Origin of the sequence: Ciceribacter thiooxidans (assembly GCF_014126615.1) — a bacterium.
GTDB lineage: Bacteria > Pseudomonadota > Alphaproteobacteria > Rhizobiales > Rhizobiaceae > Allorhizobium > Allorhizobium thiooxidans.
Genome location: NZ_CP059896.1, coordinates 365,870 through 377,500, shown reverse-complemented (window position 1 = coordinate 377,500; position 11,631 = coordinate 365,870). Strand labels below are relative to the sequence as shown.

General features: G+C 62.8%; 9 protein-coding genes and 1 riboswitch (1 of these 10 running past the window's edge). Of the genes, 6 read left to right on the top strand and 3 right to left on the bottom strand.

Annotation, left to right across the window (positions count from 1 at the left end; translation table 11 throughout):
* Positions 1-1,099: the 5' portion of an aldehyde dehydrogenase gene (locus H4I97_RS01715; RefSeq protein WP_182306246.1), read on the bottom strand. The gene continues 347 nt to the left of window position 1, outside the view; 1,099 of the gene's 1,446 nt are visible here — the first part of the coding sequence; it begins with the start codon at positions 1,097-1,099; its stop codon lies off the left edge, out of view.
* Positions 1,100-1,156: 57 nt separating this feature from the next.
* A complete protein-coding gene (locus H4I97_RS01710) occupies positions 1,157-2,608 on the bottom strand; it encodes an aldehyde dehydrogenase (RefSeq protein WP_182306245.1) in 1,452 nt (483 codons plus the stop codon).
* A gap of 216 nt (positions 2,609-2,824) precedes the next feature.
* Between H4I97_RS01710 and H4I97_RS01705 the strand changes: the two genes are divergently transcribed.
* Complete coding sequence (locus tag H4I97_RS01705) at positions 2,825-3,718, top strand: helix-turn-helix transcriptional regulator (RefSeq protein ID WP_182306244.1); 894 nt, start codon at positions 2,825-2,827, stop codon at positions 3,716-3,718.
* Between the two features lie 157 nt (positions 3,719-3,875).
* Here the strand turns inward: H4I97_RS01705 and H4I97_RS01700 are convergent, their stop codons facing one another.
* Positions 3,876-4,091, bottom strand: a complete 216-nt coding sequence (locus tag H4I97_RS01700) for a hypothetical protein (protein WP_182306243.1) — start codon at positions 4,089-4,091, stop codon at positions 3,876-3,878.
* A gap of 213 nt (positions 4,092-4,304) precedes the next feature.
* Positions 4,305-4,520, top strand: a riboswitch (cobalamin riboswitch).
* Positions 4,521-4,574: 54 nt separating this feature from the next.
* On the opposite strand from H4I97_RS01700, the gene H4I97_RS01695 reads away from it, so the two are divergent.
* From H4I97_RS01695 to H4I97_RS01675, 5 genes are all read left to right on the top strand, one after another.
* Complete coding sequence (locus H4I97_RS01695; protein ID WP_182306242.1) at positions 4,575-5,228, top strand: energy-coupling factor ABC transporter permease; 654 nt, start codon at positions 4,575-4,577, stop codon at positions 5,226-5,228.
* 200 nt (positions 5,229-5,428) lie between these two features.
* Complete coding sequence (locus H4I97_RS01690; RefSeq protein WP_182306241.1) at positions 5,429-6,379, top strand: phosphoribosylaminoimidazolesuccinocarboxamide synthase; 951 nt, start codon at positions 5,429-5,431, stop codon at positions 6,377-6,379.
* A 14-nt stretch (positions 6,380-6,393) separates the two neighbouring features.
* Entirely contained in the window at positions 6,394-7,053 is a 660-nt protein-coding gene (locus H4I97_RS01685; protein WP_182307511.1) for a TetR/AcrR family transcriptional regulator, read from the top strand.
* A 176-nt stretch (positions 7,054-7,229) separates the two neighbouring features.
* A complete protein-coding gene (locus H4I97_RS01680) occupies positions 7,230-8,438 on the top strand; it encodes an efflux RND transporter periplasmic adaptor subunit (protein ID WP_182306240.1) in 1,209 nt (402 codons plus the stop codon).
* A gap of 41 nt (positions 8,439-8,479) precedes the next feature.
* Positions 8,480-11,593, top strand: a complete 3,114-nt coding sequence (locus H4I97_RS01675; RefSeq protein WP_182306239.1) for an efflux RND transporter permease subunit — start codon at positions 8,480-8,482, stop codon at positions 11,591-11,593.
* The last annotated feature ends 38 nt before the right edge of the window (positions 11,594-11,631 follow it).

The following is an 11,631-nucleotide window of genomic DNA, read 5'->3' as shown; positions in this document are numbered from 1 at the left end:
CCTCGTCGATGACCGTGGCCTCGACCACCGATCCCTGCCGCTTGCCGCCGGCGGCAACCTTCCCGCCCTTTTCGACCGCGTCGGCAACGAGGGCTTCCATCTTCGCAGCCGCCTCGGGGCTTACCAGCGAACCGAGTACCACGTGGCCGCGCGGGTCACCCGCCGGGAGCGCACCCGCACGGGCGGCGAGCTTTTCGACGAATTCGTCGGCGATCTTTTCATCGACGATGAAGCGTTCCGTCGACATGCAGATCTGGCCCTGGTTCATGAAGGCGCCGAAGACTGCGGCATTCACCGCCCCTTCGATGTCGGCATCATCGAGCACGATGAGCGGTGCCTTGCCGCCGAGCTCGAGCAGTGCCGGCTTGAGGTGTCGGCCGCAGAGCTCGCCGATGATCCGCCCGACACGCGTCGAGCCGGTGAAGTTTACCCGTTTGACTTCGGGCGCAGCGATCAGCGCCTCGACGATCTCAGGAGCGTCCTCCGGTGCATTGGTGATGACGTTAACCACACCTTCCGGGAAGCCGGCATCGATGAACACCTGCCCGATCAACACATGCAGGCCGGGGCACTGCTCGGATGCCTTGAGGATCACGGTGTTTCCGCAGGCGAGCGCCATCGCGACCGCACGCGTGCCGAGAATGACCGGCGCATTCCACGGTGCGATACCGAGGCAGACCCCCACCGGCTGGCGGATCGCCATCGCAAGCGTTCCCGGCTTGTCGGACGGGATGATCTCACCGGCAATCTGGGTGGTCATCGCGGCCGCCTCGCGCAGCATCCCGGCCGCGAGCATGACGTTGAAACCCGCCCACGGCGCGGTGCCGCCGGTCTCCGACGTCAGCAGTGCGATGAACTCCGGAGCCTTCGCGTCCATCGCGTCGGCCGCTTTCATGAGCAGTGCCCGCCGCGGACCGGGCCCGAGTTTCGACCATGCGGGAAAAGCGGCGGACGCGGCCGCAACCGCGGCCCGGACGTCATCGAGTCCGGACGCGGGCGCGACGGAGGCCACGTCGCCTGTGAACGGGTCCCGGCGCTCGAAAGTCGCGCCGGACACCGCGTCGACAGATTTGCCGTTGATGATCTGCTGTATTCTCATGGTCGATCGTCTCCTCTCAAGATCGATGGTGAAAACAGGATGACGCGCAGCGCAGCGTCAGATGGGATAGGTTTCGCGCCCGCCATTGACGGTGATCCAACGCAGCTCGGTGAAAGCCTCGACCGCCTGCACGCCGCCGAAGCGACCGTGACCGCTCGCCTTCACACCGCCGAAGGGTGCCTGCGGTTCGTCGGACACGGTCGCACCGTTGATATGGCAGATGCCGGACTCGATCCGTCGCGCGACATCCATTGCCCGTCCGACATCCCGCCCAAAAACGGCAGCGGAAAGCCCGTACTGGCTGTCGTTCGCAATGGTGATCGCTTCGTCGACATCCGCGGCGCGGATGACGATGGCGACCGGCCCGAAGCTCTCGTCGCCGTAGAGGCGCATCGCCGGCGTCACGCCATCAAGCACGGTGGCGTCCATGAAACTGTCGTGGCTCGTTCCGCCGACGAGAAGACGCGCGCCTTTCGAGACAGCATCCTCCACCAGCGCACGAACCCGCTTCACCGCCTCGATACCGATCATCGAGCCGAGCGGGATACCCGGCCGCGACGGATCCCCGGCCTTCAGGTCTCTCGCCCGCTCGACGAAGAGCGCAAGGAATTCCTCGGCGACCGCATCGAGCACGATGATGCGCTCGGTCGCCATGCAGATCTGCCCCTGGTTGAAGAAGGCACCGAAGGCTGCGGCCTCCGCGGCGCGCTCGAGGTCGGCATCATCCAGTACCACCAGGGGCGCCTTACCCCCGAGCTCGAGAAGACAGGGTTTCAGGTGCCGTGCCGCGACTTGCCCCACCAAGCGGCCGATCCGAGTGGACCCCGTGAAGTTGACACGGCGAACGGCGGGGTGGGCGATCAGCGCCTCGACGATCACCGCCGCGTCGGCCGGATCGTTGCTGACGATGTTGACCACGCCCGGCGGAAATCCGGCCTCGCGCATGACGTCACCGATCAGCCAATGCGTTTGCGGACAGAGTTCGGATGTCTTGAACACCACGGTGTTGCCGCAGGCGAGCGGCATGGCGATCGCCCGGAAGCCGAGCGTCACCGGCGCGTTCCAGGGCGCAATCGCAAGGCAGACGCCGGCCGGCTGCCGGACGGCGAGCGACAACCGGCCGGCGACGGCCGACGGCAAAACCGCCCCGGTTACGGCCGTGGTCATCGAGGCGGCGTCGCGGATGATCTCGACGCCGAGCGAGAGATTGAAGTCGCACCAGCTGCAGGTGGCGCCGGTTTCCGCCGTCATTGCGGCAACGAAATCGTCTGCCCGCGCCATCAATATGTCGGCTGCACGTTCGAGCAACGCCCGGCGCTCGCCGGGTCCGGTCTCCGACCAGCGTGGAAAGGCGGCCGCCGCGGCATTCGCGGCCCGCCCGGCATCAACCGTCGACGCCGCAGCAGCGACGCTCGCGACATCGCCGCTCACCGGATTGCGCCGGAGGAAGGTCGCTCCGCCTGCGGCATCCTCGTCGACGTTCCCGATCATCAGCCTGGCTTCGAACATGTCGATCACCCTTGGAAACCCGGATCCAAAACCGTTCTTCAGGGGAATCCGGGCGCAAGCCGGCCAATGCGTCGCCATGCCCACCAAGCCTCCTCCCAAAGGCATCAGAGAAGCTTAGGGGTTGACCATGGAGTTGAGAATGCGATTTTCTGGCGACAACATGTGGATTTCCGGTGCTTGTTCGAAAAGGCGGGACACGTGCGATCCGGAGCCGCGATGACCGACAGACACACCATTCACCGCAAACTGCGCTGTAATCCGCTTCTCCCGGCCCTGGCACGACGGTCGATGCGCCTCCCCGCGCCGCCTTACGAGCACTTCGCACATCTCCTCGTTCTTTCGACTGGGTTATGGCGATTGCGTTCACCGGCGCGCGATGATCTCGTCATCGGTCCCGCCGTGGCAATCCTGCCGCCAGACAACGATCTTTCCCTGCTCGTCGAGGCGGGCAGCGCCGGCCATCTTCTCGGTCTTGCGGACGCGCATCTGGCAGAGACTGTTGACGATCATCCTGAAGGCCACGGCCTCCGGCTTCTGCTGTCGCAGGAGATCATTCGGCAAGACATCGAACGCGCGGAAATCGAGGCTCTCGCTCCGCTGCTCCGGGGTCTTTCCGAGGAACTCGAGCGGGAGCACCCATCCGTGATGGCGTCCAACGCCTTTCTGCAGCTTCTTCTGCTGAGGATCTGGCGCCTCACCGGCGCTGATGACCTCCCGTTCGCCAGACCTGCGAAGACAGGCGACATTCTCCAGCGCTTTCGCCATCTCGTCGAAAGTCACTTCGAGGAACAGCGACCGATCCGATTCTACGCCGAACAGCTCGGCATCACTGCAGATCGACTGCATTCGCTCTGCAGCAAGGCTCTCGGCAGGACACCGATCGAGCTCGTCCACGAACGCACGATCCGCGAAGCAAAGATCAAGCTCGAACGCTCTCCGCGAACCATCCACGGAATCGCAGAAAGCCTCGGCTTCCGCGATCCGACCTACTTCAGTCACTTTTTCAAGCGAAAAACCGGCCTGTCTCCCGCCGCGTACCGGCGGAGCATTGTCGCAAGCGACGGCAGGATGGCACAGGAAGAACCGGCAACCTATGCCGACTGGCCATGACCGATCCGGCACAGTGGATCATGGTCGCAAACTCCCGGAAACAGGATCGCTACACAGCCGAATTCTTCACCGTGGTGAAGACGCAGTACACGCTTGCCTGAGAAGGTACGGCCGGGGGCAACCTCCCCCGGCCTCTGCACAAGCGATCGAGGCGATGTCAGCCCTTGGTGATCACGATGAGGGTCGTGAAGATTACCGGCACGGCGGTCAAGGCCGGCAGGATGATTGCCGGATAGCCGAAATAGGCGATGGCGAGAAGCCAGACCAAAACCAGGTTGAGGATGAAGAGAAGCTTGGCCGTGGTCGGTCCGGTAAAGGCTTCCCTGAGCATCCATCCGAAGACTGGAACACTGTAGACCATTCTTGCGAGCATAACGGATTTCCTTTCCTCACCGGCGACAGCCTTGATTTTCGTCAACCCCCTAGACGCCGTGGAAAGACGCCGCAATGCGGCATTTTGGCCCGCATCCGTTTCCAGCCGATTGCGCGCGCTCGTGTCATCGACTATCACCAGTTGGTCTGCACGAAAGAAGCCCGTGGTTGCGGCCGCATCGGTCCATCCCGCGTCGCTAATCGAACTGCAGATTTATTCAAAACCAGCGATGGTTCCACCCGACGAATACGAAGCGGTGGATGAAAAGGGAATACGGTGAGGATTACCCATCAGGGGCCGAAACCGTAGCTGCCCCCGCAACTGTGAGCGGAGAGCGACGTCCAGCGTGCCATTGGCCGGAAACGGTTGATAAGGCGGACCGAGCCGGGACCCGCGAGCCAGGAGACCTGCCATCGCTTCGGCCACGATTTCCGTGGCGTCTCAAGCAATTCCGCGCGGTGGGCGCGGAGGAAAGGCAATAGAATGCATATTGAAGTTGGAATTATCGATCCGGTTCGTATCGCCCTTGCGAACGCAGCCGCCCTCAGCGTCGTCGCATCCCAGCTGCCGGCCGTCGTGCGCAACCCGCTGGTCGTGCCGAAGGCCCTCGTTTCGGCCGTGGTGTTTTCCGCCCTGATGCAGGCCTGGCACCTGCCGGTCGGTCCGTCCGAACTGCACCTGATCGGCGCGACCACCATCTACATGCTCTTCGGTTTCGCGCCGGCCATGCTCGGCTTCGCGCTCGGCCTCGTCCTGCAGGCTTTCCTGTTCGAACCGGGCGACATCCCGCATCTCGGCGTCAACGCGCTCTCCCTGATGGTACCGATGATCGCAGTCCATTACAGCTTCGGCCGCCGGCTCTTCGACGCCCGGCTCCGGGACCGTTTCAACCTCGGCAAGGTGCTGCGCATCGACGCCGTCTATTACGCGGGCGTCTCGGCGATGGTCGGCTTCTGGCTGATGATCTCCAACGACGCGGTCGCCTTCAGCGACTGGGCTACCTGGGTCGCCGCGTATTTCCCGGTCTTCCTGGTCGAAGCCTTCATCACCTTCACCGCTGTGTCGGTGATCAAGGGCTTCCGCGCCAACGAACTGGTCTCGCGCATGACAGAGGTCGATCGCCTGACCTTCGCCTGAGACCGGCGGGCGGCTGTCGCTGTCACAAACCGAGAAGGCGCATGGTCGTCGGGCCATGCGCTTTTTCTTTTGATAAGAGCCGGCCAAAGCGCCTTGGCTTTCCTTCCGCGGAAGGCCTCGCTTGACAAAACCGGGTGGAAAACTAAGGGTCCGGCGAGGACGACCGGCGTCCGTTCCATGATTTCAGAAGGGCGAGGCCATTGCGCATTCTCTCCGAAGCCTACTTCCCCGAACTGCCGAACTACTATCGTGGCAAGGTTCGTGAAAACTATGATCTTCCGGATGGCCGGCGCATCATCATTTCCACCGATCGGTTGAGCGCCTTCGACCGCATTCTCACCTGCGTTCCCTACAAGGGACAGGTGCTGACGCAGACGGCCCGTTACTGGTTTGAGCAGACGAAGGATATCTGTCCGAACCACGTGCTGGATTACCCCGACCCGAACGTCGTCGTCGGCAAGAAGCTCGACATCCTTCCGGTCGAGATCGTCGTGCGGGGATACCTCGCGGGAACGACGGGCACCTCCATCCTGACGCTCTACAAGGCCGGTCAGCGGGAGATGTACGGAATCCGGCTGCCGGACGGCATGCGCGACAACCAGGTCCTGCCGCAGGCGATCATCACCCCGACGAGCAAGGCTTTCGACGGCGGCCATGACGAGCCGCTGACGCCGGAGCAGATCGTCTCGACCGGGCTTTTGACGCAGAAGCAGTGGGACACGCTTTCGGATTACGCGCTGGCGCTTTTCGCCCGCGGGCAGAAGCTCGCTGCCGAACGGGGGCTCATCCTCGTCGACACCAAGTACGAGTTCGGCACAGACAAGGACGGCACCATCATCCTCGCCGACGAGATCCACACGCCGGACAGCAGCCGCTACTGGATTGCCGCGAGCTATCCCGAGCATTTCGAAAAGGGCGAACGTCCGGCGAGCTTCGACAAGGACTTCGTCCGGTCATGGGTCGCCGAACGCTGCGATCCCTACAAGGACGAAATTCCGGAGATTCCGGCGAAACTGGTCGAGGACACCTCCGCGGTTTATATAAAGGCGTATGAGGCAATCACCGGCGAAACGTTCGTTCCGGACGACAGCGGAGAAACACCGCTGGCAAGGGTCCGCGCAAATCTCGGTCGCTACTTTCCACGGAGCTGAGTGAAGCCTTGGCGATCGCGCCGAAAGAGGAAGGGCTCCCGTCGGGCAAAGGACCGGCTGCCACGCGCGCCGCGCGCAAGCCACGGCGCCCGGCGGCCGAGACGCGCGAGGACATCCTCAACAAGGCCGAGGAACTGTTCCGCACCAAAGGCTTCACGAATGTCGCGATGGCGGATGTCGCCGCAGCACTCGGAATGTCGCCGGCAAACGTGTTCAAGCACTTCCATTCGAAGGCGCATCTCGTCGACGCCATTTCGGTCCGCCACCTCGAGGCGATGATCGAGCGGCTCGCCCGGCCCGACGACCACAAGGCGCCGCCCGAGCGCCTCCTCCTCTTCGTCGAACGGTTGATGGAAAGCCACCTGCGGGATCTGCAGAAGAGTCCGCACATCTTCGAGATGATTGTCTTTTCCGCCGGCCAGGAACTGCCCTGCGCCGAGCAGTACCGCGAGATGCTGATCGACGACATTGCCCAGATCATCGATGCGGGCATCGAAAGCGGCGTCTACCACGTGAAGGACAGCCGCAAGACCGCCGAAGTTGCGGCCATGGCACTGGCCTGCGTCCTCCACCCGGTATTGATCGCAAAGGAGAAGGCCGACATATTGGCAACACGTTGCCGTGAAGTTGTGGCTCTGATCGATACCGCACTGCAAAATCCGCTTGCAAAGTGACGATACCACTATTACGTCACTTTGCATCGCCTCCGTCCAGCGACGTGAGGACGACGTGGAATTATGCCGTCGCCATCCCCTTGTTCGGGATGGACATGGCCTATAAAAATTGACGCCTGCTAATTTAGTCGGCCCTGCCGATCCTCCCGTGCACGCCTTTTTTTCGGAAAGAACCGATGTCCAGACGTTTTCTGCTGCCTTCTCTTTTCCTGCTCGTCACCGCGGCGCTTACAGGCTGCAATGACTCCGGCGAACAAAAGGCCGGGCCGGGTGCGGGTGCCGAGCGGCCGCCGTCGCCGGTCAGCGTCGTCATCATGAAGAAGGCCGAACAGCCGCTGACGACCGTCCTGCCGGGCCGCGCCGACGCCTTCCAGACAGCCGCGATCCGTCCGCGCGTGAGCGGCGTCATCAAGGAAATCGCCTTCCGGGAAGGCAGCGAGGTCAAGCAGGGCGATCTTCTCTACAAGATTGAAGACGATACCTACCGTGCCGAAGTCGCGCAGGCGAAGGCGAGCCTTGCCAAGGCCGAGGCGAGCGTTCCGAGCGCCGAAGCGAACCTCGCCCGCTATGAGCGGCTGGTCGGAAGCGGCGCAACCCAGATCGAATTCGAAAACGCCAAGGTGACGCTTCTTCAGGCCCAGGCCGACGTCGCCCAGGCGAAGGCCGCCCTCAACGCCGCCGAAATCAACCTCGACCTTACCGAGATCGAGGCGCCGTTCGAAGGCGTGACGAGCGCCTCCGCATTCTCGATCGGCAACGTGGTAACCGCCAACCAGGCGGACACGCTGATGACCCTTCGCCGGCTGGACCCGATCTATATCGAACTCACCGAATCGAGCGCCAACCTGCTGAGGCTGCGTGAAGCGATCGAGGCAGGCCGGGTGAGCCAGGAAGGCGGCACGATCGCCGACATCCGGCTGACGCTCGAAGACGGCACGCAGTATCCGCTGGTCGGCAAGCTCGACATGTCGGAAATGGCCGTTAGCGAAACCACCGGCACGTTCTCGATCCGCGCACTCTTCGACAATCCCGACAAGCTTATCCTGCCCGGCATGTATGTCCGCGCAACGGTGGTCGTCGGCAAGGAGAGCGGTTATCTCATTCCCCAGCGTGCCGCGACCCGCAATGCCCGCGGCGAAGTGACGGCAAAGTTCGTCAACGCCCAAAGCATCGTCGAGACGCGAACCTTTGCCCATAGCCAGGTTTCCGGCAACAACTGGCTGGTTTCGGAAGGAATAAGCGACGGTGACAAGCTGATCGTCGACGGCTTCCAGTGGATCGGTGACGGCGCACCCGTCCAACCGGTCGAGGCGACCGTCGACGAACAGGGACTTGTCGTCGAAAAGAACCCGGCGCCTGCCGGCGCTCCGGCGGCCAAGCCATGAACGCGCGACAGCCAGGACAAACAGGCGTTAAGGGGTAACCAATGGCCAAGTTCTTCATCCGTCGCCCGGTCTTTGCTTGGGTGATCGCGATCATCATCATGCTCGGCGGTGCGTTGGCGATTTCGACTCTCTCGATCGCGCAGTATCCCGAGATCGCCCCGACGACGGTGCGTATCGAGGCCCATTACAGCGGCGCGAGCGCGGAGACCGTCGAGAAGTCGGTGACCTCGATCATCGAGGACGGCATGACCGGTCTCGACGACCTTACCTACATGACCTCGACCTCGAGCACCGGCTCCTCCTCGGTCTCGCTGACCTTCGGCAACGAGATCGATCCGGACATCGCGCAGGTGCAGGTACAGAACAAGCTGCAGCTCGTGCAGTCGCAGCTTCCCGACGTGGTGCAGACCGCCGGCATCTCGGTCACCCGCTCGACGTCTAGCATCCTGCTCGTCGGCGCGTTGGTTTCGACGGACGGCAGCCGCAGCTCCGTCGATCTCGGCGACATCTTCTCGACCCAGATCGAAGACCAGATCAAGCGCCTCGAAGGCGTCGGCAGCATCAACATCTTCGGCTCCGGCTATGCGATGCGGATCTGGCTCGATCCGTTCAAGCTCAACAAGTTCCAGCTGACCCCGAGCGATGTGACGACGGCGATCAAGGCGCAGAACACCCAGGTTTCGGTGGGTGCCCTTGGTGGCGAGCCGGCCGTCAAGGGTCAGCAGCTGACCGTCACCGTCACGGCGCAGAGCCAGCTTCGCACGGTCTCCGACTTCGAATCGATTATCCTCAAGGTGGAGACGGATGGTGCGACCGTTCGTCTGAGCGATGTCGCCCGCATCGAAATCGGACAGGAGTCCTACGGCACCGACACCCGCGCCAACCGCAAACCGGCAACCGGCTTTGCCGTGAACCTTGCGACCGGCGCGAATGCGATCGACACGGCCGCCCGTGTAAAGACCGCGCTCGCCGGGATCGGTCCCTCGCTCCCGCAGGGAGTCGAGATCACCTATCCTTATGACACAACTCCCTTCGTGGAACTCTCGATCGAGAAGGTGGTCCACACGCTGATCGAAGCGATCATCCTCGTCTTCTTCGTCCTGCTGATCTTCCTGCAGAACCTGCGTGCGACCTTCATCCCGATGATCGCCGTTCCCGTCGTGCTGCTCGGCACCTTTGGTATCCTGGCTCTGACCGGCTACTCGATCAATACACTGACAATGTTTGCCATGGTGCTGGCGATCGGCCTTCTGGTGGACGACGCGATCGTCGTTGTGGAGAACGTCGAACGCATCATGTCGGAGGAAGGACTCTCACCGCTTGAAGCGACGGAAAAGTCGATGGGCGAAATCACCGGCGCGATCGTCGGCATCGCCCTCGTCCTCACAGCCGTGTTCATTCCGATGGCATTCTTCGGCGGCTCGACCGGGATCATCTACCGGCAGTTCTCCATCACCATCGTCTCGGCAATGCTGCTTTCCGCCCTCGTCGCCATCGTGCTGACGCCGGCGCTCTGCGCCACCATCCTGAAGCCGATCGACCACACCAAGAAGGGCCGCGGCCCTTCCGCCTGGTTCAACCGGAACTTCGACCGCACCAATCGTGGCTATGTCGCGACCATCGGCTACCTGCTGAAGCGCCCGCTGCGTGTCATCGTGGCCTTCGCGGTCGTCATCGCCGGCTGCGCCTGGCTGTTCACCCGCCTGCCCTCCTCCTTCCTGCCGCAGGAAGACCAGGGCGTCCTGATGACCATCATCCAGCTCCCGAACGGCGCGACGACCGAGCGTACGCTGGAAGTGATCAAGAAGGTCGAGAACCACTTCATAGACAATGAGAAGGATGCGATCCAGGACGTCTTCGCCGTCTCGGGCTTCTCCTTCACCGGGTCGGGGCAGAACTACGGCATCGTGTTCGCCAAGATGAAGGATTTCAGCCTGCGCACAGATCCGCAGCTCGCGGCTGCCGCGGTCGTGCAGCGCGCGATGGGCTATTTCTTCACCCTGCGCGACGCCCAGGTCTTCCCGCTGCAGCCGCCGGCAATCCAGGGCCTCGGCAACTCCTCCGGCTTCTCCATGTATCTCGTCGACAGCGGCAAGAACGGAACGGACGCACTGACCGCTGCGTCGAAGCAGCTCCTGCAGCTTGGAAACAGCAATCCGGCGATCAGTTCGCTGCGCTCGAACAGCACCGACGCCGAAAGCCAGATGAAGATCCTGCTGGACCAGGAGAAGATGGGTGCGATGGGCCTCGACATTGCCACGGTCAACTCCATGCTCTCAACCATCTTCGCCGGCAGCGACGTCAACGATTTCACCCTTAACAATGAGCTGAAGCCGGTCTACGTCCAGGGCGATGCTCCGTACCGCATGCAGGTCGACGACATCGATCACTGGTATGCCCGCAACGGCAAGGGCGAGATGGTACCCTTCTCCGCCTTCAGCAATGTCGAGTGGGTGAGCGGTGCTCCGAAGCTCGCGCGCTTTAACGGCGTGAGTGCCATTTCGCTCGACGGTGCCGGCGGTGCCGGCGTCAGCTCCGGCACGGCGATGGACACGATGGAACAGCTTACGTCGCAACTCGGCGGTGGCTACACCGTCGCGTGGCAGGGTATATCGTACCAGGAACGGCTTTCCGGATCGCAGGCACCGATGCTCTATGCTCTGTCGATCCTCATCGTCTTCTTGTGCCTTGCTGCGCTCTACGAGAGCTGGTCGATTCCCTTCTCGGTCATCATGGCCGTGCCGGTCGGCGTCCTCGGTGCACTGACGGCCGCCCACTTCCTGGGACAGTCCAACGACGTCTACTTCAAGGTGGGACTGCTGACGACCATCGGCCTCGCCGCGAAGAACGCGATCCTGATCGTCGAGTTTGCCAGAGAACGGCAAGCACACGGTGTGTCGCTCATCGACGCCACGCTGGAAGCAGCCCGACTGCGTCTTCGCCCGATCATCATGACCTCGCTTGCCTTCATCCTCGGCGTCGTACCGCTGGCGGTCGCGACCGGCGCCGGATCCGCCGCCCAGAACTCGATCGGGATCGGGGTTCTCGGAGGCATGCTCGCGGCGACTGGGCTCGGCATCTTCTTCGTGCCGTCTTTCTTCGTCATCGTCCGCCGGCTCGTCATCCGTGCAAAAGGACAAGAGGCCCTGTCATGAAAGACGCGGAGTTGCTAATGTCCCCAAATCACCGGGGC

What these genes read in the sequence shown, in the direction of transcription:
- H4I97_RS01705 (WP_182306244.1), top strand. Translation starts at nt 2,825, where the DNA reads ATGACCGACAGACACACCATTCACCGCAAACTGCGCTGTAATCCGCTT.
- H4I97_RS01675 (WP_182306239.1), top strand. Translation starts at nt 8,480, where the DNA reads ATGGCCAAGTTCTTCATCCGTCGCCCGGTCTTTGCTTGGGTGATCGCG.
- H4I97_RS01700 (WP_182306243.1), bottom strand. Translation starts at nt 4,091, where the DNA reads ATGCTCGCAAGAATGGTCTACAGTGTTCCAGTCTTCGGATGGATGCTC.
- H4I97_RS01695 (WP_182306242.1), top strand. Translation starts at nt 4,575, where the DNA reads ATGCATATTGAAGTTGGAATTATCGATCCGGTTCGTATCGCCCTTGCG.
- H4I97_RS01710 (WP_182306245.1), bottom strand. Translation starts at nt 2,608, where the DNA reads ATGTTCGAAGCCAGGCTGATGATCGGGAACGTCGACGAGGATGCCGCA.
- H4I97_RS01680 (WP_182306240.1), top strand. Translation starts at nt 7,230, where the DNA reads ATGTCCAGACGTTTTCTGCTGCCTTCTCTTTTCCTGCTCGTCACCGCG.